25 protein-coding genes and 1 pseudogene are annotated in these 24,269 nt (G+C 65.1%); 13 read left to right on the plus strand and 13 right to left on the minus strand.

What is annotated here, in order from left to right; translation table 11 throughout:
* The first annotated feature begins 107 nt into the window (after nucleotides 1-107).
* Nucleotides 108-944 (plus strand): helix-turn-helix domain-containing protein, encoded by an 837-nt coding sequence (locus tag OKW52_RS15515; RefSeq protein WP_264506510.1) that lies wholly within the window; start codon nucleotides 108-110, stop codon nucleotides 942-944.
* 315 nt (nucleotides 945-1,259) lie between these two features.
* Nucleotides 1,260-2,795 (plus strand): annotated as a pseudogene (locus OKW52_RS15520) (trimethylamine methyltransferase family protein); the annotation flags it as partial.
* A 24-nt stretch (nucleotides 2,796-2,819) separates the two neighbouring features.
* Here OKW52_RS15520 and OKW52_RS15525 read toward each other — a convergent pair.
* From OKW52_RS15525 to OKW52_RS15560, 8 genes are all read right to left on the minus strand, one after another.
* Nucleotides 2,820-3,953 (minus strand): GSCFA domain-containing protein, encoded by a 1,134-nt coding sequence (locus OKW52_RS15525; protein ID WP_264506511.1) that lies wholly within the window; start codon nucleotides 3,951-3,953, stop codon nucleotides 2,820-2,822.
* A gap of 10 nt (nucleotides 3,954-3,963) precedes the next feature.
* Nucleotides 3,964-4,704, minus strand: coding sequence for a hypothetical protein (locus OKW52_RS15530; protein WP_264506512.1), 741 nt, complete (start codon nucleotides 4,702-4,704; stop codon nucleotides 3,964-3,966).
* 48 nt (nucleotides 4,705-4,752) lie between these two features.
* Nucleotides 4,753-5,613 carry an alpha/beta hydrolase gene (locus tag OKW52_RS15535; RefSeq protein WP_264506513.1) on the minus strand — a complete coding sequence of 287 codons (861 nt, stop codon included), beginning with the start codon at nucleotides 5,611-5,613 and terminating at the stop codon, nucleotides 4,753-4,755.
* Nucleotides 5,613-6,623, minus strand: a complete 1,011-nt coding sequence (locus OKW52_RS15540) for an LLM class flavin-dependent oxidoreductase (protein ID WP_264506514.1) — start codon at nucleotides 6,621-6,623, stop codon at nucleotides 5,613-5,615. The genes OKW52_RS15535 and OKW52_RS15540 overlap by 1 nt, the downstream gene beginning before the upstream one ends.
* A gap of 89 nt (nucleotides 6,624-6,712) precedes the next feature.
* Nucleotides 6,713-7,048: a carboxymuconolactone decarboxylase family protein gene (locus tag OKW52_RS15545; RefSeq protein WP_127107617.1), complete on the minus strand. Its 336-nt coding sequence runs from the start codon at nucleotides 7,046-7,048 to the stop codon at nucleotides 6,713-6,715.
* A gap of 90 nt (nucleotides 7,049-7,138) precedes the next feature.
* Nucleotides 7,139-7,795: a class I SAM-dependent methyltransferase gene (locus OKW52_RS15550; protein WP_264506515.1), complete on the minus strand. Its 657-nt coding sequence runs from the start codon at nucleotides 7,793-7,795 to the stop codon at nucleotides 7,139-7,141.
* Nucleotides 7,796-7,828: 33 nt separating this feature from the next.
* A complete protein-coding gene (locus OKW52_RS15555) occupies nucleotides 7,829-9,484 on the minus strand; it encodes a pilus assembly protein TadG-related protein (protein WP_264506516.1) in 1,656 nt (551 codons plus the stop codon).
* 53 nt (nucleotides 9,485-9,537) lie between these two features.
* Nucleotides 9,538-9,978, minus strand: a complete 441-nt coding sequence (locus OKW52_RS15560; RefSeq protein WP_264506517.1) for a TadE/TadG family type IV pilus assembly protein — start codon at nucleotides 9,976-9,978, stop codon at nucleotides 9,538-9,540.
* Nucleotides 9,979-10,477: 499 nt separating this feature from the next.
* On the opposite strand from OKW52_RS15560, the gene OKW52_RS15565 reads away from it, so the two are divergent.
* A complete protein-coding gene (locus OKW52_RS15565; protein ID WP_264507723.1) occupies nucleotides 10,478-10,984 on the plus strand; it encodes a lysoplasmalogenase in 507 nt (168 codons plus the stop codon).
* A 22-nt stretch (nucleotides 10,985-11,006) separates the two neighbouring features.
* Here the strand turns inward: OKW52_RS15565 and OKW52_RS15570 are convergent, their stop codons facing one another.
* The gene (locus tag OKW52_RS15570) at nucleotides 11,007-11,777 is read right to left on the minus strand and encodes an arsenate reductase/protein-tyrosine-phosphatase family protein (protein WP_264506518.1); all 771 of its coding nucleotides are present in this window, start codon (nucleotides 11,775-11,777) and stop codon (nucleotides 11,007-11,009) included.
* A gap of 128 nt (nucleotides 11,778-11,905) precedes the next feature.
* On the opposite strand from OKW52_RS15570, the gene OKW52_RS15575 reads away from it, so the two are divergent.
* Entirely contained in the window at nucleotides 11,906-12,739 is an 834-nt protein-coding gene (locus OKW52_RS15575; protein WP_264506519.1) for an MBL fold metallo-hydrolase, read from the plus strand.
* Nucleotides 12,740-12,828: 89 nt separating this feature from the next.
* Here OKW52_RS15575 and hemE read toward each other — a convergent pair whose 3' ends face one another.
* Nucleotides 12,829-13,869, minus strand: a complete 1,041-nt coding sequence (gene hemE / locus OKW52_RS15580; RefSeq protein ID WP_264506520.1) for a uroporphyrinogen decarboxylase — start codon at nucleotides 13,867-13,869, stop codon at nucleotides 12,829-12,831.
* Nucleotides 13,870-14,072: 203 nt separating this feature from the next.
* Here hemE and dusA point away from each other — a divergent pair, with 203 nt between their 5' ends.
* The 6 genes from dusA (at nucleotide 14,073) to lipA (ending at nucleotide 19,640) form a co-directional block, all read left to right on the plus strand.
* Nucleotides 14,073-15,059, plus strand: coding sequence for a tRNA dihydrouridine(20/20a) synthase DusA (gene dusA / locus OKW52_RS15585; RefSeq protein WP_264506521.1), 987 nt, complete (start codon nucleotides 14,073-14,075; stop codon nucleotides 15,057-15,059).
* Nucleotides 15,056-16,435 carry a DUF2927 domain-containing protein gene (locus OKW52_RS15590; protein WP_264506522.1) on the plus strand — a complete coding sequence of 460 codons (1,380 nt, stop codon included), beginning with the start codon at nucleotides 15,056-15,058 and terminating at the stop codon, nucleotides 16,433-16,435. Before dusA ends, OKW52_RS15590 begins: the two co-directional genes overlap by 4 nt.
* Before the next feature lie 20 nt (nucleotides 16,436-16,455).
* Nucleotides 16,456-16,620, plus strand: a complete 165-nt coding sequence (locus tag OKW52_RS15595; protein WP_264506523.1) for a hypothetical protein — start codon at nucleotides 16,456-16,458, stop codon at nucleotides 16,618-16,620.
* The gene (locus OKW52_RS15600) at nucleotides 16,620-17,804 is read left to right on the plus strand and encodes a vWA domain-containing protein (RefSeq protein ID WP_264506524.1); all 1,185 of its coding nucleotides are present in this window, start codon (nucleotides 16,620-16,622) and stop codon (nucleotides 17,802-17,804) included. Before OKW52_RS15595 ends, OKW52_RS15600 begins: the two co-directional genes overlap by 1 nt.
* A 199-nt stretch (nucleotides 17,805-18,003) precedes the next feature.
* Nucleotides 18,004-18,552, plus strand: coding sequence for a peroxiredoxin (locus tag OKW52_RS15605; protein ID WP_264506525.1), 549 nt, complete (start codon nucleotides 18,004-18,006; stop codon nucleotides 18,550-18,552).
* Nucleotides 18,553-18,686: 134 nt separating this feature from the next.
* A complete protein-coding gene (gene lipA / locus OKW52_RS15610) occupies nucleotides 18,687-19,640 on the plus strand; it encodes a lipoyl synthase (protein ID WP_264506526.1) in 954 nt (317 codons plus the stop codon).
* Nucleotides 19,641-19,686: 46 nt separating this feature from the next.
* Here lipA and OKW52_RS15615 read toward each other — a convergent pair whose 3' ends face one another.
* A complete protein-coding gene (locus OKW52_RS15615) occupies nucleotides 19,687-20,205 on the minus strand; it encodes a MarR family winged helix-turn-helix transcriptional regulator (RefSeq protein WP_264506527.1) in 519 nt (172 codons plus the stop codon).
* Between the two features lie 214 nt (nucleotides 20,206-20,419).
* On the opposite strand from OKW52_RS15615, the gene OKW52_RS15620 reads away from it, so the two are divergent.
* Both OKW52_RS15620 and OKW52_RS15625 read left to right on the plus strand, forming a co-directional pair.
* Nucleotides 20,420-20,902: a hypothetical protein gene (locus OKW52_RS15620; protein ID WP_264506528.1), complete on the plus strand. Its 483-nt coding sequence runs from the start codon at nucleotides 20,420-20,422 to the stop codon at nucleotides 20,900-20,902.
* 230 nt (nucleotides 20,903-21,132) lie between these two features.
* Entirely contained in the window at nucleotides 21,133-22,095 is a 963-nt protein-coding gene (locus OKW52_RS15625) for a hypothetical protein (RefSeq protein WP_264506529.1), read from the plus strand.
* 90 nt (nucleotides 22,096-22,185) lie between these two features.
* Here OKW52_RS15625 and OKW52_RS15630 read toward each other — a convergent pair whose 3' ends face one another.
* Both OKW52_RS15630 and OKW52_RS15635 read right to left on the minus strand, forming a co-directional pair.
* Nucleotides 22,186-22,470: an FAD assembly factor SdhE gene (locus OKW52_RS15630; RefSeq protein WP_264506530.1), complete on the minus strand. Its 285-nt coding sequence runs from the start codon at nucleotides 22,468-22,470 to the stop codon at nucleotides 22,186-22,188.
* Nucleotides 22,463-22,858 carry a helix-turn-helix domain-containing protein gene (locus OKW52_RS15635; RefSeq protein ID WP_319800477.1) on the minus strand — a complete coding sequence of 132 codons (396 nt, stop codon included), beginning with the start codon at nucleotides 22,856-22,858 and terminating at the stop codon, nucleotides 22,463-22,465. Before OKW52_RS15635 ends, OKW52_RS15630 begins: the two co-directional genes overlap by 8 nt.
* Nucleotides 22,859-22,976: 118 nt before the next feature.
* On the opposite strand from OKW52_RS15635, the gene OKW52_RS15640 reads away from it, so the two are divergent.
* Nucleotides 22,977-24,179 carry a pyridoxal phosphate-dependent aminotransferase gene (locus OKW52_RS15640; protein WP_264506532.1) on the plus strand — a complete coding sequence of 401 codons (1,203 nt, stop codon included), beginning with the start codon at nucleotides 22,977-22,979 and terminating at the stop codon, nucleotides 24,177-24,179.
* Nucleotides 24,180-24,269: the final 90 nt, after the last annotated feature.

The following is a 24,269-nucleotide window of genomic DNA, read 5'->3' on the forward strand; positions in this document are numbered from 1 at the left end:
CCACCTTCACCGCCCATCGAACAAGGCGCGTTTGCGCGTCACCGCCGACCCCGATTGACGTTTGCAGTCACGTTTGTTTACTAAAGACAACAGATCAGGACTGTATCATGGGTAAACGAGAGACCGCCGCGCTGTTCCGCACCCGCCTGTCCCAGCTGCAGACGCAGTCGGGGATGACACAATCGGGTTTCGCCGAAGAGATCGGCATTGACCGCTCGGCGCTGTCACAACTGACCTCGGGCCAGAACCCGCGCCTGCCCCGCGCCGAAACGCTGCTGGCGCTGGCCGCGCGGTTTCAGGTCTCGGCGGATTGGCTGCTGGGGCTGACCGATGATCGCGGGATCGCGACGCAGGTGCTCAACACGGTGGAAACCGAACAGGCGCTGGACGAGGAAAACCGCACCGCCATGGAGCGGTGGCATACGGATGCCACCGGTCAGAAGGTGCGCTATGTTCCCGCCTGGCTGCCCGATCTGATGCGCACCCCGGCCGTGATCGCCTTTCAGGCGGCCAGCTCCGAGCAGGAGCGCCGCCGCCTGCAACGCCAGACCGACCGGCGGCTGATGGTGTCGCGGATGCCGGAAAGCGACATCGAAATGTGCATGCCCCTGCAATCCCTGGAGGTTTTCGCACAGGGGCGCGGCAACTGGACCGGCATCAGCGCCGAAACCCGGGCCGAGCAATTGTCCCACATCGCCAACACGCTGGACGAACTCTACCCCGCGTTCCGCATGTATCTTTTCGACGGCCGCAAACGCTTTGCCCCGCCGATGACGATCTTTGGCTACCAGCGCGCGGCGGTCTATGCGGGCGAGACATACCTGCTGGTGCGCTCGAAACCGCTGGTGCGCGATCTGGCGCAGGGGTTTGACGCGCATATCCGCCACGCCGAAGTGCATGCGCATGAAGCCGCCAGCTGGGTCCGGGCATTGCGCGTGACATGAACGGCGCAAGGGGGGCCTTCTGCCCCCCTCTTCGGCTGACGCCGAATTCACCCCCCGAGGATATTTGAAGAGCAAAGAAAGCGCGGTTAACGACTTCTTAATGCGCCCTCTTTGCTCTGAAAATATCCACCAGGGGGTCCGGGGGACGCGTGCGTCCCCCGGGGCTTGCCGCCCCGCGCGGCGCCAACAGTCTTTTGCGCTGCGATTTCGCGCAACGCCGATGCTCACAAGACTGCTCTTGCCCGGCGCCGCGGCGCGGCACTAGGCTGCGCCAGAGGCAGCGGAGATGGCCATGACGGATCAGAGCGCAGGACGCAAAAGCGCAGCGGTGGACGCGAGGGCAATGCCCGGCGCAGCCACGGGTTTCAGCTGGACCAGATGCCGTGGCGCATCCCCAAAAACCCCGACCGTCCGACCGAACCGGTCGATGAGGCAGGCGTGCTGGCGGTCCACAAGGGTGCGATGCGCATCCTGTCGGAAATCGGCATCGAATTCCTGAACGACGAGGCGCTGGCGCTGTTCCGCGAGGCGGGCTGCAAGGTAACCGGCCAGAACGTCCGCATGGATGAAGATTTCGTCATGGAAATGGTGCGCCGCGCGCCTGCCAGCTTCACCATCACCCCGCGCAATCCCGAGCGTCAGGTCATCCTCGGCGACGGGCACATGATTTTTGTCAATGTCTCCAGCCCGCCCAATTCGTGGGATCTGGTGCGGGGCAAGCGCTCGGGCGATTTCGAGACGTTTCGCGATTTCATGAAACTGACGCAGGCCTTCAACTGCATCCATGTCGCCGGGGGTTATCCGGTCGAGCCGATCGACATCCACCCCGCCGTGCGGCACCTCGATTGCCTTTATGAAAAGCTCACGCTGACCGACAAGGTCTGCCACGCCTACAGCCTTGGCCGTGAACGGGTTGAAGACGTGATGGAGATGGTGCGCATCGCTGGCGGCCTGACCCACGAGCAATTCGACGCGAGCCCCAGGATGTATTCCAACATCAACTCGGTCAGCCCGCTGAAGCACGATTTCCCCATGATCGACGGCGCGCTGCGTCTGGCGCGGCGGCGTCAGCCGGTGGTGGTGACGCCCTTCACGCTGGCCGGGGCCATGGCACCGGTGACGATGTCAGGCGCGGTGACCCTGTCGATTGCCGAAGGTCTGGCCGCCGTGGCGCTGCTCCAATACGTTTCGCCCGGCTGTCCGGTTGCCATTGGCACCTTCACCTCGAATGTCGACATGCGCAGCGGGGCGCCCGCGTTCGGCACGCCCGAATACATGCGTGCGACGCAGATCACCGGGCAGCTGGCGCGGTTCTACGGCCTGCCGCTGCGCTCGTCCGGGGTCTGCACTGCGAACGTGCCCGATGGGCAGGCGATGTGGGAGACGTCGAACAGCCTGTGGGCGGCGGTGCAGTCGGGCAGCAACATGGTCTATCACGCCGCCGGTTGGCTGGAGGGCGGGCTGATCGCCTCGCCTGAGAAATTCGTGATGGATTGCGAAGTGTTGCAGATGATCCAACGCTATTTCGAGCCCGCGACCTTTGCCACCGACCCGGAGGCCATCGCTTTCGACGCGGTGAAAGAGGTCGGGCCCGGCGGCCATTACTTCGGCTGCGCCCATACGCAGGCGCGCTACACCGATGCCTTCTACAGCCCCATCGCCAGCGACTGGCGTAACTTCGAGGCCTGGGAGCAGGACGGTGCGGTCGAGGCCCCCGAGCGCGCCCACAAGATCGCGCGCGGCGTCATCGACAGTTTCGAGGCCCCGCCGATGGACGCGGCGATCCGCGAGGAGCTGGCCGCCTTTGTCGCCCGCCGCAAGGAAGAGGGTGGCGCGCCGACGGATTTCTGAAGCTGCGCCGGTCAGCCTGCGCCTTCAGGCACCGTTCTGACGACCAAAGGCATTGAGCAGTTCCTCATCGCATTTGATGTCTTCGTCGCTCACCTGAGGCGCGGCACCGCTTGGTGGTGCCCGCCGCGGGGCCGGTCGTGGTGCGTCGGCAGGCGGTTGTGCCGCCGCAGGATCGGCGGCGGGCAGCGGCAGGGCGAGCGCGGGTTTCTCGCCCGGCACATGCTCGGCCAGAAAATGGCGCATGACATAGTCGACGCCTTCGGCGGTGACTTCGCGCATGCCGGGCTTATAGAAACTGCCCCGGGCGGCGGGGCCGGTAACCATGTCATACGAGGGAAAGTAGTCGATGCTTTCATGCGCATCGAACAATTCCCCGGCCACGGCACGCAGGACGGATTTTGTGTAGACCGTCGCCACCGACACCTGCCGCGGCGTTGCCGTCGCCATCATCGACACCGGCGACACCGTCAGCAGGATTTCCAGCTTGGGATTGATCGCGCGCACCTTGGCCAGAAACTCTTCCATATCGGCGCGAACCTCGGCCGAGCCGAGATTTTGCAGCCGGTGCAGGCTGTCGTCATAGGTGCCGCCCGCGGTGCCCGGGCACAAAGGGTAGCAGGCACCGTCGCGCTTTGACAGCCACGCTTCGGTCAGGCCCATGGTGAACACCAGCACATCGGCGGTGGTGAAAACCTCGGACACGGCCTCGAGATGCTCTTTGCGCAGCGCGCGCATCTCGTCGACCGAGCCGAAGGGCTCGGGTTCGATGGTCGGGCGGAAGGGATCGACGATGCCGCCGTCCTTTTCCCACCAATCCTCGACCGGTGAAAACCGCCCCTCGGCCCGGTCGATCAGCTGGACCAGCTGGCGCGAGGTATAGATGTTGCCATAGCGCGCCGAATACATCGAATAGCCCCAGTCGAGGTGCTCTTCGGCGGGCAAGCCCGCCGGTGGCGGCTCTTTGTCGACATAGGCGAAACCGGCATCGCGCAACTGGCGACCGATGTGTTGGGCAAAGCAGCTGCCCGCCGTCGCGATGACCTTGCCATCGAGCGCGAAACGCTTGGTGTACCAGCCGCCGATCTCATCCGGTGCGCGGTCGCCAATGGCGCGCCGCCAGAAGGCGCTGTCGGGCTGGCTGTTATAGGGATGATCCATGCTGGTCTCCTCAGCCCGCGACCGGGGTTCTTGGGCCCTGCCCCAGAAGGCTTTGCGCCATCGGGACACATTGGTGCAGCATGCGACTGCCAAACGCGGCATTGGCGTGATGGGTATCGGCTGGGTTTTCGTGACCGTAGGCGTCGATCAGAAACCCCTCTGCGTCGGTGGCATCCTGTGGCATCCAGACAACCGGGATGCCTGCGTCGGTCAGCATCGCCAGCTGAACGTCGCGGATCTCTGCCAGCAAGGCAAAAGCGGTTGGCGCACCCAGAAGCGCAGCCATCCGGTAAGAGCGGCGCAGGGTTGGTGGCTCGATGGCAAAGACCGGCAGGCCACGCTCTTTCAGGAAGGTGCCCAGACCCAGCGTATAGCGCAGGTCGGCGCGGATCATATGACGCCAGAGCTTGGGCGACAGGCGTCGGCCCGGCCCGTCATAGCCATAGGGCAGCACGTCGTGTTCCAGCAGCCCACGGATCAGCCGCCCCCACCACAGCGGCATTTGCAAGCCGACGACATCGGTCTGCCCCATCACCGGCGGGATCTTGGCCAGACGTTGGCGGAATCTGCGGTCGAGCACGCGGGCACGCCCGTCCACGATCTCCCAGAACGGCGCGTTCATCGCCGCGCCCATTCCCAGCGGTGCGATGCGCCACGAGACACCCTTGGGCAGCCCGCCCTCCTGCACGAGCTGAACGCGACCACGTTCAAGCGCGCCGGTATGGGAGTCGCCAACGATCAGGATATTCATGCGCACCGCCTTTGTGACGCCCGACTATCCCAAGACGGGCACGCGGGGTCAAGGCAATGGCGTGCCCCATGCTGCGCCTGCGAAATCGGCGATCAGCGGTCCAAGCCGGTCGCCGTCCGCGCCCAGAAACAGCGCGGGCGAGACGTGATTGTGCCCCGCCAGCCAGTGCAACCGGGGCCAGCGCCCGTGGCGGGCCATCATCGCCGTCACCAGAAAGGCGGCCTGTTGCTGGAACTGCGGCGGATCAAGGTCAGAGACGGTGAACATCAGCGGCAGCTGAACGTCCACCAGCGCGCTCAGCGTCGATTGCGGGGCGGGGTTGTCGCCCTGATAGGCGCTTTCATAGCCCATTCGATCTTCATGGGTGAAATCATACCGTCCCGACATCAGCACCGCGCCTTTAAGCTGCGGTGAGACCGCGCCCGCGCGCCCGGCCAGATAATCCGCGACATGCACCGCCCCCGCCGATTGCCCGACCAGCAGGATCTGCGGCGCGTTCAGCGCGCCCCCTGCCCCCGCCGCCAGCCAGTCGACGGCCCGTGCGACATCCTCGGCCCCTGAGGGCCAGCGCGCCTCGGGCACCAGCCGGTAGGTCATCGCCGCCCCGGCCCAGCCCTGCGCCAGCGCGAAGGCCCCGGTGTTGGCGTAAAACGGCGATCCGGGCTTGCCCTTGTCACCGGCAACAAACCCGCCGCCATGGACATAGACCATCACCCGGTCCGGTGTGCCCTTGGGCGGCAGGAACAGGTTGAGCCCCTGACGCGGGTTGTCGCCATAGGACAGATCCCACAGCGCGCGCGCGTCGCCGGGCAGGCGCAGGCGGTGCTCGGTCAGGGCAGCATAGGTGCCGTCGATCATCGCGGGGTTCAGGACAGGCCCGAGCGGGCGCAGGGCGTCGAGAGGGGACATCAGCGAAACTCCGGCATGACGTGTTGGGCGAAAAGCTCGACCGAGCGGATGGTTTCATCGGCGCTCAGATCGCCGAAGGCAAACCACGAGAGCAGATAATTCACCCCGCAGCGCGCCGCCTGATCGCGGGTGAAGGCCAGCACCGTCTCGGGCGATCCGGCGCAGGCGTTGCCGATGGCTTCCAGATCGGCCCAGCGGTCGGGGTACAGGTCCAGCAGCGGCGTGCCAAACCCGCGATCCACCCACAGCTTGCGGAAACTGGCGAGCCAGCGGGCATAGGCGCGCTCGGCCAGCGCGCGGGCCTCGGCGTCGGTGTCGGCCACGACGATATGGCGGCTGACACCGATCAGCGGCAGGTCGGCCAGCGCCTTGCCCTGCGCCACCCATGCCTCGCGGTAGATATCAGTCAGCGCGCGGACCTCGTCGCCCAAGGCGAGCGTGACGGTATTCGCCCCGGCCTGTGCGGCCCAGACAAAGCTCTCGGGCGTGCGGCTGGCGTACCAGAGTTCCGGCGTCGGCTGCTGAACCGGACGCACGACCATGGGGACGTTGTCGAACTGATAGAACGCGCCGTGATGATCAAGCGTGTCGTTCTGCAGCGCCTTCATCAAAACCTCGGTCGCCTCGAAATAGCGCGGCTGCATCTCGGGGCCGGGAATGCCAAAGAACCCCGCTTCGATCGGCGAGGCCCCGCGCCCGATGCCCAGCATCAGCCGCCCCTGCGACAGCGCGTCGAGCAGGCAAACCTCCTCGGCCAGCCGCAGCGGGTGGTAGAGCGGCAGGATGTAGATCAGCGGTCCCAGCCGGATGCGCTGCGTGTGCTGCGCCACCGCCGCCAGCCAGACCGAGGGCGCGCCCGCCACGCCCAGCGGCGTGGCGTGATGCTCGGCGACGTGGTAGCCGCGAAAGCCCAGACGGTCATAGGCCGCGACCACCCGCAGCCGGTCAGCCAGATGCTGCGCCAAGGGCTGCCCCGTGGCATCCATATGATCGAAAACGCCAAATTCCACAGGTTCCTCCCCAGGCCACCGTGCGGCCTGAGGGTGGCGGAATTCTCGGGAAGGCGCAACAGATATCAGGGAGCCGTACTTGTTCGCCCTCAGGCGGCCAGCTGATCCCAAACCTCAAGCGCACGCCCGGCGTTCATCACCACCGGCCCGCCACCCATCTGCAGACACATGCCCAGCACCTCGCAGAATTCCTCACGCGTGGCACCCAGCTTCATCAACACCTCGACATGGAAATTCACGCAATCATCGCAGCCCTGCGTCACGGCGATGCCAACGGCGATATATTCCTTTTCCTTGGTCGACAGCGCGCCCGGCTCCTTGACCGCTGCGCTCAGCTGGCCGAAGCCTTTCATCGGTGCGTTGACCGCCTTGATCAGCGCGCGCGAGCGGTCCTTGATGGCGGCGAGTTCGGCTTTGGCATCCATGATATTCTCCTTGGTGAATATTTGGATCGTGATGCCATGCCTGCCGCCCATGCACCTTGATGCAGGTCAAGCGCCCTGACGTCGCCGGATCTACGGGCGCCGCGTCACCAGCAGCAGATTGCCCGCTGGCATCTGGACCAGCCGGTCGCTCACCAGCCCCGCTGCGTGCAAGCGCCCCTCGACCCAGCCGATGTCCTTGTACCCGATGGCGGGATCCTGCCCCTTGAGCCGCGCGTCAAAGGCGATGTCCCCCTCGGTGACCAGCGCACCGTCGCGGCGAAACGGGCCATACAGGCAAAACACCCCGCCCGGTGCCAGCGCCTGCGCGGCCTCGGCCAGCAGCAGCTCGGCCTCGGGCGTCGAGATCAGGTGCAGCAGGTTGGCCAACAGAACGGCGTCCTGCCCCGCCTGCGCCCTGCCCCAGCCCGCCGCACAGGCGTTCAGCACGACGGGCGGCAGGATGTTCGCCGCCCCCTCGGCCCAGTCGGCAATCGAGGAGAGGTTGTCACCGTTGCCATCTGTCGGCTGCCAGATCAGCGCAGGCCACAGCCGCGCAAAGGCCGCGACGTGCTGGCCCGAGCCACTGGCCAGTTCCAACACCCGCCCCGCCTGCGGCAAGACATCCGCCAGCGCCTCGGCGATCGGCTCGATATTGCGCGCCGCCGAGGGCGAGAAACGGCGACCGTTCTGCTCATGGCTCCACGAGGATGGCAGCGCAGCGGGGCGCAGGTCGGGTTTTGGGGTCATCGGCAGATCCTCACAGGGGACAGAGCGGCACGTCTAGCGCACCAGACGCGGCACATCACTGCCGCAGACCACCTCTAGCAGCTCCAGATCCGCCCGCGCCAGTTGCAGCCCGATGAGATCGGCCAGCAAGGCGTTGGTCAATGTCCCGTCTGCCCCTAACCCGTTGGCGATATTGACCGAGGTGACCAGAACCGACGACGCAATTGAGCTCAATAGCGCCCCGACAGCGTCCACCACATTGCCCAAACACCCCAGAAGCGACGTGCATTGCTGCACCGAGCGCGCATTCTGGATGGTCTCGGCGGTCTGGTCGAGCATGCTGGACAAGCGGTTGGTCAGCAAATCCACCGCCGCCTCTTCCGCCGCGATGCCCGTCGGCCCAAACCGCACCACAGGATCGTCAAGATACTGCTGCCGGGTGAAGGACACCCGCCGCGTTTCGCGGGTGCTCTCGGTCTCGGCATGCATTCCCAGCGCCTGACTGCCCACCGGCAACCCGGTTACCTGCGTCATCAGGTCCAGATCGATCAGGCTGGCATCGACCGGATCGAAAACGGCAATCTCGGCACCACCGTCCATCGCGCAGGTGTCACCCTCATCGCTGAGCGTGGCGCGGGCATTGGCCAGACGCAGGTTCAGGCGCAGGGTGAAGATCCCCAGAATCGACAAGCGATCCAGTTCGACACGGATCTGCGAGGTCTGGGCATAGGCCTCGGGCGATCCGGGGAGAACGTTCATCACGATGCGGCGCGGCTCGCTGACGCGCACGGCCGCCTGAACATTGGCAAAAGGGCCCAGTGTTAGCGTGGTGTCGACACTGACAACGTTCATCGCCAGCAGTTCGGCCGAGGCCAGCACCAGATCGCCGGCCTGCACCTGTGCGGCGTGAACCGGCGTATCGACACGCACGCCCCGCAGGTCGGCGGGTACGACCAGCACGTCGCCCAAACGGATCGCGCGGCCCTGCGCCGGGGGAACCGGAATGCCCGTCAGCGCGGTCAGGATCGAGGCGACGGGCAACTCGGCATCCAGAACCTCGCCATAGGTCACCGGATCGCCCGAGGGGGTCAGCAGATTGGCCGACACCGCCAGATCGCTCAGCATCGGAAACAGATCCACCCGCGTATCGACCCCACGCCCGCTGCACAGCACGTCCACCGCGACGCCGATCAACGGGCGCAGGATCGGGTCCAAAAGCCGCAAGGTGGCCAGACAGTTGGTCAGCGAGAAACTGACACGGGGCGGCTCGACAGCGGCAACGGCGCTGCGGTCGACAATCAGCGCGTCTTCCGACATGAAAAGATTGAGCAGATAGAGCCGCGCAGGCGCTCTTATCCGCACCTGCACCGCCGTGACGCCGACCGTCGAGGTTTGATCGGCGGCGGGCACAAACCGGCCGCGTTGCGGACTGCTGCCAAAAACAATATCGGCGTCGCTTAACGAATATGTGGGATAGACCGCATTCGCCGCCACCGTCTGCCGGGCGGCTGAACGCGCGTCCTCGGCACTGGTCAGATGGTGCGCTGCGGACAGCGCCGCCAAATCGGCACCGGACTGAACATAGCGCCGCTCGGCGTTGATCTGGGCAAGATCAATAGCCGCACCGGCCGCAACCAGCAAAACTGGCAGGATCAGAATAAAAAGAACGGCAACAGCGCCCGAGGTCTCGGCGCGCGCCTGCGATATCATTTGAAAGAGGCCCTGCCTTGAACCCGCGACCACACGGAATCTGAACCTGTGTCTCACCACTGAATAAACGACGATCGCTGGAACGAGTCGAACTGCAACCCGATCGCCGATCCCAGAATCTCGCCCAGCGTGCCGCGCGTATCGTAGAGCACCGTAACGCGCAAAAGGCCCGATGCCTGATCATGGGCGCAATCGACTGCCGAAACCCGTTCGGGGTTCAGTGTCGGCAGGTTTTGCGCCAAGGCTGTCGCCCTTGTGGTGCGCAGATCGTCGCACCAGTTGCCGTTATCGGCCACCGACAAGGATGCGCGCGCCAGTTCATGAGCCAGCTGTTGAACATCGCTGGAAACCGCGAAATACAGACTAGCCGATCCGATCAATCCCAGCATACCAATGAGAAACGGCAACAACACGACAAACTCGACAGTCGACGCCCCGTTTTCGTCACGGGCCCAGGCTTTAATGCCGGTGCCTTGTGATATCTGACGTTTCATGGTCCACCTTCTGATCGACACCGTCTGTTAAAGAAGTACTCCACAAGGGGCACCGCTCAAGGGGCATTGTCTTTCAAGCATAAAATTTGAAGACAAACCGCGAGAGGCCGTTCCTTGGCATTTTAACGGTCGAGCAAACCTTAAGAATTCGTTAAGGATTTGAATTTGATGAAAATGCGTGTGTTTGCGCAGCTTGCAGCCGAGGATTTTTCTGTGACGATCCTCTCTTTCGCGAAAAGACAATGCGACCATAGTCTAGAGGTCAACCTGCGGTAAAGTTGCCCAGAGTTGGCGTCCTGAGACCGGACAAAGCCTGCCCAGCTGCGTCGCCTGACCCGCGTTCTCGTCTTTCGGGGCGGAACCGGGCGCGCGGGCGCGATCAACCGGAGAGCCCCATGCCCCCCTCTTCCTGCTCGCCGCCGCGCTCAGCGCGGGCGTCTTCTGGCTGCGATACGCGGGCGATGATGCGTCCTCGGCCGCGGGCACAGCCGTCAAAACCCTGTCGACCGCTTTGCTCGCGCTGATCGCGCTGCAGAGCGGGGCGCCCGGTTGGGTGGTGGCCGGGCTGGCCTTGGGTTCCTTGGGCGATTGCGCGCTGGCGCGGCCTGGGACAGCGGCGTTTCTGACCGGAATGCTGGCCTTTGCGCTGGGGCATCTGGCCTATGCTGCCGGGTTTGCATCACAGGTGACGGTGTTGCCAGCCGTGGTGTGGCCCTTGCTGGCGGCCATGCTGGGACTGGTGGCGGTGACCGCGCTGTGGATCGCACCGAAAGCCGGTGCTTTGGCGTGGCCTGTGCGGCTTTATGCGGTGATCATCGCCGCGATGGTCGTCACGGCGGCGGCACTGCCCGACTTCGCCGGACGCGGGGCGATCCTGACCGGCGTGGCGCTGTTCGCCGCGTCGGATTTCATTCTGGCGATCCGGCTGTTTGTCCTGACCGACCCCGCCCCCGGCTTCTCGCCGCAAAGCTGCTCTGGCCGCTCTATTGGCTGGGTCAGGCGCTGATCTTGTGGGGCGCGATGGCTGTCTAGCCGATCACCGGCTCGGCCGCCGCATCGAGCACCCGCTGCACCCGCGCCGCCGGCGTGACCGCCAGATCCAGCGCCGCAAGCGGAGACAGGCGGGCGGAAAGGTCCAGCTGCAACGCCGCCAGCGACAGCCCCGGTGCCAACCGCCATGCAGCGCGGTGCGGGCCGCCGGGCCAGTCCGGCGCAAAGGCCGCTGCCCGGTCGCCCAAGGTCACCACGATATCCATTTGCGGCGCGCCCTCGCCCTGCCATGTGCCCAAGGGTTTGGACCACAGCAGGCCCGTGTCATGGTCGCCTTGCGCCAGAAACGTCATCACCTCGGGGGCCGGTTCGTCGACAGCCTCGATCCCGGCTGAGAAGACCTCGAACGCCTCTCCAGCCTGCGTCCGCAGCAAGGCTTCGGCGATCAGGCTGGGACCGGCGTTGCCCACGCCGACAAACAGCAGGTTGCGCACGCGGGCGCCGGGCGAGCCGGTCTCGGGCCAACCACGCCCGCCGCAGACATCGCCCATCCACGCTGCGTTGAGCAGACTGACCCCCTCGACCGACGCCGCATACAGCAATGAGGTCGCGCGGCGCTCTTGCGAGATCAGCCCGGCCTCCATCAGTTGTGCCAGATAGCCCGACAGCGTGCTGGGCCGCAGCCCCAGCACGGTGCCAATCTCGCCGGCCGGGATGCGGCGCGGATAGTGGCGCATCAACAGGCGCATCACCTGCAAACGGTGCGGATGGGCAAGGGCGGCGAAGCCAAGGACAGGGTCATGTTCCATCCGTTCCGAAATACTGCGCCGCAGCATGCGCCACAAGCGACGCGTGTGTCCGGCCCGGACATGGTGGGACATGGTTGCCCGAAGGACACGACGTGCTAGCTTTGCGCGATCCAAGAGGGAGGACCCATATGACCCGCATCGCGACCCGCATCATCGGTGACGCCACCGTCACCATCCTGACCGACGGCGGCACGGAATTCGGCGCCGAGATGTTTCCGAGCACGCCGGAAGCCCATATTACCACGCTGCTTGCGACGCATGACGCGACCAAAGCTGCGACCAATTTCAACGCGGTACTGATCCGCAACGGCGGGCGCACGGTTCTGTGCGACGCCGGGCCGCGCAACCTGTTCGGCCCGACCTGCGGGTTCCTGCCGCAGGCGATGGCGGAAGCCGGTGTCGGCGCCGCCGAGATCGACACGCTGTTTGCCACCCATCTGCACCCCGACCACATCGCCGGGATGATCACGCCCGAGGGCGCGGCAGTGTTCGGGCAGGCCGAGCTGGTGGTAACCCGCGACGAGGTCGATTTCTGGTCGGACGAGGCGCTGACCGACTCGCTGCCCGAGCCCCTGCCCGGCTGGGCCGGACTGGCCCGCGCGGTTCTGGCCGCCTATGGCGACCGGCTGCGGATCATCGAGGCAAACGGCGCGATCGCGCCGGGCCTGACGGCGATGGCCCTGCCCGGTCACACGCCGGGGCACGGTGGCTGGCGGCTGTCGAGCGGGGCGGGTCATCTGATCCATGGCGGCGACATCATCCACGCGCCAGAGCTCCAGGCCGCCGATCCCGACATTGCCATTGTCTTCGACATCGACGCTGACACCGCCCGCGCAACACGCAAGCGGTTGCTTGATGAGCTGGCAACGGACGGGGCGCTGTTTACCGGCGGGCATTTTCTGCACCCGGCGTTTCATGTCGCGGTCCGCGATGGCGCGGGCTATCGGCTGGAGCGACCCTGAAAGCGGGGGGCTGCTCGCCCCCCGCACCCCCTCGCCAAGGGGGGCACGCCCCCTTTGGAAACCCCGTGGATATTTAGGGACAGATGATGTCAGGTGCGGATGGCGTCGATCATTCGTTGCACGTTGTCGGGGTCGGCGTCAGGGGTGATGCCATGGCCGAGGTTGAAGATATGCGGGCCTTTGGAGAAGGCTTTGACGATGCGTCTGGTCTCAGTGACCAGCGCGTCGCCGCCGGTGACCATATGGCTGGAGGCGAGGTTGCCCTGCACGCAGCCGTCGGGCTGGACGTGCTGCGCCGCCCAGTCGGCGCTGACCGAGTTGTCGAGCGCGACGCAATCGGCACCGGTGGCTTTTGCGAAGCCGATGTAGCGCTCGCCCGCTTCGCGCGGGAAGGCGATGATCGGCGTATCGGGGTGGCGCGCCTTGAGGGCAGCGATGATCCGCGCCGTGGGTTTGAGGGCGAAATCGTCGAAATCGGCGCCTTTCAGGCTGCCTGCCCAACTATCGAAGAGTTTGACCACCTCGGCCCCGGCCTCGATCTGGGCGGAAAGGTATTCGACGGTGGCATCGCTCAGCGTGTCGATAAGGGCGGCAAACCCGGCACGGTCACGGGCGATGAAATCATGGGCCGGGGCCTGATCCTTGGTGCCACGGCCAGCGACCATATAGGTGGCGACGGTCCAGGGTGCTCCGGCGAAGCCGATCAGCGTGGTCTCGCGCGGCAGGGCGCGGCTGAGCAGACGCACCGTCTCATAAATCGGCGAGAGGGTCTCGTGGATGTCGGCCACCGGGCGCAGGGCGGCGACCTGCGCGGCATCGGTGACGGTGTGCATGCGCGGGCCTTCACCCTCGGCGAACCACAGCTTCAACCCCAGAGCCTGCGAAATCAGCAGGATATCGGCGAAGAGAATCGCCGCATCAAAGCCATAGCGGCGGATCGGCTGCAAGGTGACCTCGGCCGCAAGTTCGGGGTTGTAGCACAGCGACAGGAAGTCGCCGGCCTGCGACCGGGTGGCGCGGTATTCGGGCAGGTAGCGCCCCGCCTGCCGCATCATCCACACAGGCGGGATGGCCTGAACCTCGCCGGCCAGAGCGCGCAGGATGGTCTTTTGGGGGGCGGATTGGGTCACGGCGGCGTCCTTTTTCAGCTGCGAGACTCGATGCGGTGCGGGGCACAGGATGTCAAGAACTGCCGCCGTGACAGGCCGTCACACCCCTGCCCGATCACGCGCCGCTCACGGATGCGCGATCCTTCGCGCGCCGCGCCTGCGCTTTATGGACGCTTGTGCGCCCCTCGTTTATAGTTGCACACATCCTTAGGACGAGACCCCGCGTGAACACGACCCCGCCCGACTGGCGCCTTTCGGTGGCGCCGATGCTTGATTGGACGGACTCGTCCTGCCGCCAGTTCCACAGGCTGCTGTCGCGGCATGCGCTGCTGTATACGGAAATGGTGACCTCGGCGGCGCTGGTGCGCGGTGGGGCGCGGCATTTGCTGCGTTTTGATCCTTGCGAGCACCCGGTCGCCCTGCAGCTGGGCGGGTCCGATCCGGCCGAGCTGGCGCAGGCGGCGCGGATGGGCGCGGATGAGGGCTACCGCGAGATTAACCTTAACGTCGGCTGTCCCTCGGACCGGGTGCAATCGGGCTGCTTTGGCGCGGTGCTGATGAAGACGCCGCAGCTGGTGGGCGAGTGTCTGGCGGCGATGAAAGCCGCCTGTGATGCGGAGATCACCGTCAAATGCCGCATCGGCGTGGACGATCAGGACGCCGAACAGGCGCTGCCCGCCTTTCTGGAAGCGACGCGGGATGCCGGGATCACCCGGGTCATCGTGCATGCGCGCAAGGCCTGGCTCAAGGGTCTGTCGCCGAAAGAGAATCGCGAAGTGCCGCCGCTGGATTATGATCTGGTCGCGCGGATGCTGACCGCCTTCCCCGAGCTGACCATCAGCCTGAACGGCGGCGTCGGGACGCTGGACGAGGCCGAAGCGCTGCTTGAACGCGGGTTCCACGGCGTGATGATCGGGCGCGCGGCCTATCACCGCCCGGCCGAGATCCTCGCCGCAGCTGACCGCCGCCTGTATGGCGCCACGCAGCCCGATGCGCTGGCCGAGGATATCGCCCGCCAGGTCGAGCCGATCATCGCCGCGCATCTGGAGCGCGGCGGGCGGCTCATCGGCATCACGCGGCACCTGTTGGGCCTTTTCGCCGGACAACCCGGCGCGCGGCACTGGCGACGGGCGTTGTCGGAGCTACCTAATGGCACGCTGAGCGATTACCGCGCGGTCGTCGCGGGTTTGAATGAAAGGCGGGCCGCATGAGGTCGCATCTTCTGGCGCTGTCTCTGGTGGCTCTGGCTGCCTGCACGCCGACGAGCGAGGTTGCGCGCCTGCAGGCCGTGCCGCCCGCGACCACGGCGCTGGCGATTTACCGTCCCGGTGCCGCACGCCCGCTGCCACCCAGCCGCCCCAATGCCGAAATGGCGCGTGATTTCATCGAGTTGGGCTTTGCGATGGAAAGCGGGCGGGCGATCCCGGCGTTCTCGCGCTTCGAGGGGCCGGTTACCATCGTCACGCGCGGCGCGGTGCCCGCGACGGCGATACCGGATCTGGACCACCTGATTTCGCGCCTGCGGGCCGAGGCTGGCATCAATGTCAGCCGCGCCGATGAGGCCGCTGAAGGCGCGAACCTGATCACCGTCGAATTTCTGCCGCGTCGCCAGATGCAGGCCGTGGTCCCCGCCGCCGCCTGCTTTGTGGTGCCCAATGTCTCGACCTGGCAGGATTTTGTTGCCAACCGGCGTAGTGCCGCGATCGACTGGACGCGGGTCGTCACCCGCACACGCGCCGCGGTGTTCATCCCTGATGACACCACTCCGCAAGAGATCCGCGATTGCCTGCATGAGGAAATCGGCCAGGCATTCGGGCCGCTCAACGACCTGTTCCGCCTGTCGGACAGCATCTTCAACGACGATAATTTCCAGACCACGCTGACCGGCTTCGACATGCTGCTGCTGCGCGTCTGGTACGCGCCTGAACTGCAGCCGGGCATGACCCGCGATCAGGTCTCCGCGCGCCTGCCGACGCTGTTCAACCGCCTGAACCCCGCCGGGCGCGGCAGCGCGGGTGCCATCGCCGGGATCACCCCGCGCGCCTGGCAGCTGGCGGTGGAGCAGGCGCTGTCGTCGGACGGCGGGCTGGGCCAGCGCCGCGCGGGCGCTGAACGCGCGCTGGAGATGGCGCGCGCGCAGGGCTGGACCGATGCACGCTATGCGCTCAGCCTGATGCTGAACGCCCGTCTTGCGCCCCGGACGCAGGGGGAAAGCGCGCTCGACTCGCTGCTGGATGCCGCCTCGATCTACCGCCGTTCGCCGGGCGGAGAAGTCCACGCCGCTCATATCGACATGCATCTGGCGGTGCAGGCGCTGGCCACCGGCCAGACGCAGCTGGCGCTGGATCTGACCGCGCAGGCGATGCCGCTGGCCGAGCGGACCGAGAACGCCGCCTTCCTCGCCTCGCTGGGATTCATCCGGGCTGAGGCGCTGGCGCAGGCCGGGCGCGAGAATGAGGCTGAGCGCCTGAGGCTCGACTCGATGCCCGCCGCGCGCTATGGCTTCGGCTCCGAGGACGCGGCGCGCGCCCGGATGGAAGAAATCGCCCGGATCGGCGGCGCGGCCCAGCGGCTCGCGCGCCTCTAGGGCAGGACGCAGGGGCAATCATGGTCATTCTCGCAGGGATTCTGCTGGGCGCAGTCTGGGGCGGCTTTTATGCCCGTCGCAAGGGCGGTTCCGGCCCGGACATGGCGCAATACGCCGGCGTCTGGGGTATCATCGGTGGACTGCTGTTCACCTTCCTCGCCGTGGGTCTCGACAGGTTTATCTGATGTTCCTGCCCTTCCTCGAACAACTCCGCCAGCACAGCGTCCCGGTGACGCTGCGCGAATACCTCGGGTTCCTTGAGGCGCTCAAGGTCGGTCTGGCGCAGTTCGACGCGGAAGGGTTCTACTATCTGGCCCGCACCACGATGGTGAAGGACGAAAAGCACATCGACCGCTTTGACCGCGCCTTTGCGGCGACGTTCAAGGGTCTGGACTCGATCACGCCCGAGTCGATGCTGCAGGCCATCGACCTGCCCGCCGACTGGCTGGAGAAACTGGCCGAAAAGCACCTGAGCGAAGAACAGCGCGCCGAGATCGAGGCGATGGGCGGCTTTGACAAGCTCATGGAGGCGTTGAAGAAACGCCTTGAGGAGCAGAAGGAACGCCATCAGGGCGGGTCCAAGTGGATCGGCACGGCGGGCACCTCACCGTTCGGGGCCTACGGCTACAACCCCGAAGGCGTGCGCATCGGCCAGAAAGAGGGCCGCCATGGCCGCGCGGTCAAGGTCTGGGACAAGCGCGAGTTCAAGAACCTCGACGACTCGGTTGAGTTGGGCACCCGCAACATCAAGGTTGCGCTCAAACGCCTGCGCCGCTGGGCGCGGGACGGCGCGCATGAAGAGCTGGATCTGGACGGCACGATCCGCGCCACCGCCGAACAGGGCTGGCTGGACGTCAAAACCCGGCCCGAGCGGCGCAATGCAGTTAAGGTGCTGCTGTTCTTTGATGTGGGCGGGTCAATGGACCCTTACGTCAAGGTGATGGAGGAGCTGTTCAGCGCCGCGCGGGTCGAGTTCAAGCATCTCGAACATTTCTACTTCCACAACTGCCTCTATGAATTCCTGTGGAAGGACAACGCCCGCCGCTGGAACGCCCGCACCCCTACCTGGGAAGTGTTGCGGACCTATGGCGCTGATTACAAATGTATTTTCGTCGGCGATGCGAACATGTCGCCCTATGAGGTCGCGCATGCGGGCGGCGCGAACGAGCATTGGAACGACGAAAGCGGCGCGACCTGGCTGAGCCGCGCGCGCGAACACTGGCCGCAGAACCTGTGGATCAACCCGACGCCCAAGCAATACTGGCACCACTCGCATTCGATCCGCATGATCGGTGAGATCTTCGAGGACCGCATGGTGCCGATGTCGCTGGAAGGGCTGACCGAGGGTATGAAAATGCTGGGCCGATAAGCCCGGCCCGGCGCGGGCTGCCGATTTCGCTGGCATCGCCCCGGGACCAGGTGCCGCAGCGCGGCAATCGGGCGTTTTGCGGTTGCATCATCACTTGGAATGATTCTAGACCGTAGCCAAGGACGCGACTCGCCAGCCGCCCTTGCGGGCCCTCGCCAATCGCGCCGCGTCCGAGACATGTCTCAAGGATATCAAGATCATGAAAACCGGCTATCGCCTTCCCGAGGTGACCTTCCACACCCGTGTCCGCGACGAGAGCGTGGGCGGCCCGAACCCGTTTCGCTGGCAAGACCTGACCACCGCCGACTATTTTGCCGGCAAGCGCGTGGTGCTGTTCTCGCTGCCCGGCGCCTTCACGCCGACCTGCTCGACCTACCAACTGCCCGGCTTTGAGAACGGCTTTGCCGATTTCGCCGCTGAAGGCATCGACGCGATCTACTGCATGTCGGTAAACGACAGCTTCGTGATGAACAAATGGGCGCTGGATCAGGGCCTCAAGAACGTTCAGGTCATCCCCGACGGTGCCGGCGAATTCACCCGCCGCATGGGCATGCTGGTGCGCAAGGACAATCTGGGCTTCGGCCTGCGCTCGTGGCGCTATGCCGCGATCATCAACGACGGCGTCATCGAAGCCTGGTTCGAAGAGCCGGGCCTGTGCGACAACCACGGCGAAGACCCCTACGGCGTCTCGTCGCCCGAGACCGTGCTGAACTGGCTCAAAGAAGCCAACGCCGAAAAAGCGGCCTGAGTTCTGAGGGCTGGCCTTGCGGGGCCAGCCCTTTTGCCATGCAGATCATGCATGGCGCCAAGGCGCGGCGATTGTTGCCTTTGCAGGGTCGTCGGCCTATGTAAAAGAGACCGAAACGCCTGGGGAGGAACCCGATGCGCGATCTCAAGCTGCCCGATCAGCGCCACCCGGAAAAGGCGCATCGTCCTGACAATGCGCAGCCGAAAAAGCCGTCGTGGATCCGCGTCAAGGCACCGGGCGGTGAGGGCTACAACCAGACCCGCCAGATCATCCGCGAGCACAAGCTGAGCACGGTCTGTGAAGAGGCGGGCTGCCCCAATGTCGGCGAATGCTGGAGCCAGGGCCACGCGACCATGATGATCATGGGCGAGGTCTGCACCCGCGCCTGCACCTTCTGCAACATCGCCACCGGCAAACCGCCCGAGGCGCTGGATGCGTTCGAGCCGGGCCGCGTTGCCGATGCGGTCAAGAAGCTGGGGCTGAACCATGTGGTGATCACCTCGGTTGACCGTGACGACATCGAAGATGGCGGCGCCGAGCATTTCGCCCAGACCATCCGCGCGATCCGCCGTCAGGCACCCGGCACCACGATCGAGATCCTGACGCCCGACTTCATCCGCTGCGACCCGTCGGTGCTGGAGATCGTGGTCAAGGCCAAGCCTGACGTTTTCAACCACAACCTCGAAACCGTGCCGGGCCTTTACCCTGAGGTCCGCCCGGGCGCGCGCTATTTCCATTCGCTGCGGCTGTTGCAGCGGGTCAAGGAAATGGACCCGAGCATCTTTACGAAATCCGGCATCATGGTCGGCCTGGGTGAGAACCGGCAGGCGGTGCTGCAGGTGATGGAAGACATGCGCGCGGCGGATATCGATTTCCTCACCATCGGCCAGTATTTGCAGCCGACGCCGAAGCATCATGCCGTGGACCGCTTCGTGACCCCCGAAGAATTCGCCAGTTATGAGAAGTCGGCCTATGGCAAGGGCTTCCTGATGGTTTCGGCCACACCGCTTACCCGCTCGTCCTATCATGCGGGCGACGATTTCGCCCGGCTGCGGGCCGCGCGTCAGGCGAAGCTCGCGCGCGGCTGACGCGCGTGAGGTTGACTCGCGTGACGTTGACGCGCGTGCGGCTGCGTCAGTAGATGTAGCGGATCTGATCGGTCCAGTACCGTTCCATCCGTTTGAGCGTGGCGTTGATGCCGTCGAGATCGGCATCGGTGATCACCGCCTTGCGCAACAGCCCGTCGGCATGACGCGCAAAGAGATCTGATACCACGTCGCGCACGTCGTGCCCTTGCGGTGTCAACCGGACCCGGACGCTGCGGCGATCAATCGCGCAGCGGGCGTGATGCATATAGCCGTTTTCGACCAGTTTCTTGAGGTTGTACGATACGTTCGAGCCCTGATAATACCCGCGCGTTTTCAACTCCCCTGCTGTCACCTCATTATCGCCGATGTTGAACAACAACAGCGCCTGCACGGCGTTGATGTCCAGAATGGCGAGCCGTTCAAATTCATCCTTGATGACATCCAGAAGCAGCCGATGCAGCCGTTCGACCAGCGAAAGGCTGTCCAGATACCGGGCCAACAGATCTGTGTTAGCGCCTGCATCGCTGCGGGCTGCGGGGGTTCTGACGGGGCTGTGAAAGCTCATGCGTGACCTCGGCAATCAATTCCGGCCTTTAGCATGCGGTGCAAAAAGCAAAGACGAGGTTAAGCGGCGGAATATTTTCTGCAGACGAAGGCAGTTGTTTCATCAAACCACACCGCCCCCTGCATTTTTCACAAAAAAGTCAAACGCTTGAAACCGCATTGACCGAAATATAGGGGTATGGTCTCTGTCGCCCTGTTCTTAATGGAGTTTTCTCATGAACACGTTTTCCAAAGCAGCAGCGGTCGGTCTTTTCGCCCTTGCTGCTCCCGCCGCTGCCTCGGCTGCCTGCCCGACCTACGCGCAACCCGGTGCACCGCTGTCCTACACCGCTGAAACGGTCTGGACCCCGCAATCGTCGACCGTTATTGCCGGCGGCGATCAGGACCTGAGCACCTGCGCCGAAGTTCCCGGCGCGGGCTATGTGATCGAAACGCCGGACTTCACGCTGGCCTACGATGCGCTCAACATGGGTCGGGCGCTGGAATTCCGCGTCACCGGCTCGTGCGACACCGTGCTTTTGGTGAACAGCGCCTCGGGCGAATGGCTGTTCAACGACGACACCAACGAGATGCACCCGGTCGTGCGCATCAACAACGCGCCCAGCGGTCAATATGACCTGTGGGTCGGCACTTTTGGCCCGGAAACCTGCGAAGCAACGCTGACCGTCGAGATCGTTCTGATCCGACGCCATGCCTGATGCAAAGGGCGGCACCGTACCGGGTGCCGCCCACGACGCCCCCGCAACTGCCGCTTGGGTGCGCGTCCTATTTGGACCGCGCCGACAGGCACCCGACCGACACAATGATCGGCGGCGATTTATTTCAAGACTGTCACCAAAAGCTGAGAGTTCGGCGCACTTCTAGGCTCTTGACTGACATCACATATCGTTCCACGCTCGCACAGCATCTTATTTTCAAGGAGGATTCCATGTCGTTTTTCACTCATTTCAAAACCGGATTTCTGATTGCCGCCACCGGGGCAGCCGTCAGCGTTGTCGCCACGGGTTCGGCGATGGCGCAAAGCTGCCCGGACTGGCAGCTTGGCGGCGTTCCGATCACCACCGATGCCGAGACAGCCTGGACAGCGCAGCAATACGCGATGTTCGCGGGCGGCGGTGTGGACCTCAGCCAGTGTTCGGCGTTTCAGGCTTATGGCCGCGTGACCGCCCAGCCGTCGTTCAGCATCAGCTATGATGCCCGCTCGATGGGCCGCGATCTGGAATTCCGCGTGCAGTCCGAGTGCGACACCACGCTGCTGATCAATGATTCCACCGCCCAGTGGCATTACAACGACGACGAAGACGGCACCCTGTCGCCGCGCCTGCGCCTGCCCGCCGCCGCGACCGGTCGCTATGACGTCTGGGTCGGCACCTATGGCGAGCAAGCCTGTCAGGCCACGCTGGTTCTGGAAAGCTTCTCGCCGTCGACCGGCATGCCCACCACCCCGACCCAGCCTGCAACACCGGTCTGCCCCGACTGGCAGCTGGGCGGTGCCGAAGTGACCCTGAATGGCGGTGGTTCGGACACGCGTTCGGTCGTTGCCGGTGGGTCGATCAACCTGCGCGAAACCCAGTGCAACGTCCCGGGCGGTGGCTATGTCGCTCAGGCCCCCGACTTCACGCTGTACTATGATCCGCAAGGCATGGATGCCACGCTCAACATCAGCGTTGACGGCACCTGCGATACCACGCTGCTGATCAACGACCAGTCGGCGCAGTGGCTGTTCGACGACGACACCAACGCCCTGCAACCGGCGCTGTCGATCGCCGGCGCCCCGGCCGGCCGCTATGACATCTGGGTTGGCACCTATGGCGCCTCGACCTGCCAGTCGAACATCTCGTTCTCGGCTGCGGCGCCGATGCCGGTGCAACCGACCGCGCCCAGCAAATAAGCGCGGCGGATCAGCCCCAAGGGAAAGGCCGGGTCATGCGACCCGGCCTTTTCCATTCAGCCCCGTGAAGCCCGCGTGCGGTGCTCCCGCTCAGCGCTCAAGCCGCGCCGCCGCATGCACCGCGATCCGGTCGAGCAGCCCGGCATAGGCCCCCGGCCCCACCGGTTGCGCATTGCCCTTGCCGATCCGGGCGGTGACCCATTGATAGAGATCGTGGTCATTCTCGCCCAGAAGCGCCTCATAGACGTCCAGCGCCGCGTCATCCAGCGTGACCGCCTGTTCATCCGCCCAAGGGCCAAGGATCAGGTCCATCTCCTTGATCCCGCGCCGCCAGGATCGCATCTTCAGGCGCTTCAGCCGGTTCTCGTCACTCACGCGTCACCTCATTGGACATCTGCAACCGCAGCGCTTTCTCCAGCCGCCCCAGCCGTTCGCTCATGCTGAGCATGTCGGCGCGCAGGCTGCGGATCTCGACCAGCGCGGGCTTCAGCGCCACGTCGCCCGGCTCTTCCTGAGTCGGAGGCGTGACGTCATCGCCCTCGCCCGTCAAGAGCCATCGCAGCGACACGCCCAGCATGGCGGCCAGCATCTGCAAGCGGTTGGCGCGCGGCTCGGACACATCGTTCTCCCAGTCGCGCAACGTCTTGGCGCGTACGCCCAGGCGTTGGGCCAATTGGGTCTGTGTCATGGAAGCGGCTTCGCGCGCGGCGGCCAGCCGGTCGCCCAATGTCGCGTGATCGTCGGTGAACCAGGTATCGCTCATCGTCATCTCCTCTGTCTGGGGGGCGCTGCAATGCGGCACCAAGCGCCGCTTCGCCCTTGAACGGGATCGCGGCGCACCCTATGACATGGCTCCGGGAAACACAAACCGGAGGCCCCTGATGCCGTTCCTTTCCGACACCCTTTCGCGCGTCAAACCCTCGGCGACCATCGCCGTCACCAACATGGCCGCCGAGATGAAGGCGGCGGGCAAGGACGTGATCGGCCTCGGCGCTGGCGAACCCGATTTCGACACGCCCCAGAACATCAAGGACGCGGCAAAAGCGGCGATTGATGCGGGCAAGACGAAATACACCGCCGTGGACGGCATTCCCGAGCTGAAAAAGGCCATCTGCGCCAAATTCGCCCGCGAGAACGGCCTGACCTACGCACCCAACCAGATCACCGTCGGCACCGGCGGCAAGCAGACGCTGTACAACGCGCTGATGGCCACCTGTAACCCGGGCGACGAAGTGATCATCCCCGCGCCCTATTGGGTCAGCTACCCCGACATGGTGCTGCTGGCTGGCGGCACGCCGGTGGCCGTGCCTGCCGGGATCGAGACCAATTTCAAACTGACGCCCGCAGCACTTGAAGCGGCGATCACGCCCAAGACCAAGTGGTTCATCTTCAACTCGCCGTCCAACCCGACCGGCGCGGGCTATACCCGCGACGAGCTGAAGGGCCTGACCGACGTGCTGATGCGCCACCCGCATGTCTGGGTGATGGCCGATGACATGTATGAACACCTCGTGTTCGACGATTTCGAGTTCACCTCGCCCGCGCAGGTCGAGCCCGGCCTCTATGACCGCACGCTGACCTGCAACGGGGTCTCCAAGGCCTATGCGATGACCGGCTGGCGCATCGGCTATGCGGCGGGCCCGGTGGCGCTGATCAAGGCGATGGCGACGCTGCAATCGCAATCGACCTCGAACCCCTCGTCGATCTCGCAATACGCAGCACTCGAGGCGCTCAACGGCCCGCAGGACTTCCTCGTCCCCTTCCGCGAGGCCTTCCAGCGCCGCCGCAACCTCGTGGTCGAGATGCTGAACGCCGCCCCCGGCATCACCTGCCCCAAGCCCGAAGGCGCCTTCTACGTCTACCCCGACATCTCGGGCTGCATCGGCAAGACCTCGGCCGGCGGCACGCTGATCGAGAATGACGAAGTCTTCGCCAAGACCCTGCTGCAGGAAACCGGCGTCGCCGTGGTCTTCGGCGCGGCCTTCGGCCTCAGCCCCAACTTCCGCGTCAGCTATGCGACGTCCGACGAAGCCCTGACCGAAGCCTGCACCCGCATCCAGAGCTTCTGCAACGGCCTGCGCTGACGCGCAGCGCACCCAACACCACTCCAGACGCCCGCCCCCTCCGGCGGGCGTCTTGCGTTTCGCCCTCCTTCATCTTGCCCTAAATACGCA

Source organism: Pararhodobacter zhoushanensis, from assembly GCF_025949695.1.
GTDB classification, from domain to species: domain Bacteria; phylum Pseudomonadota; class Alphaproteobacteria; order Rhodobacterales; family Rhodobacteraceae; genus Pararhodobacter; species Pararhodobacter zhoushanensis_A.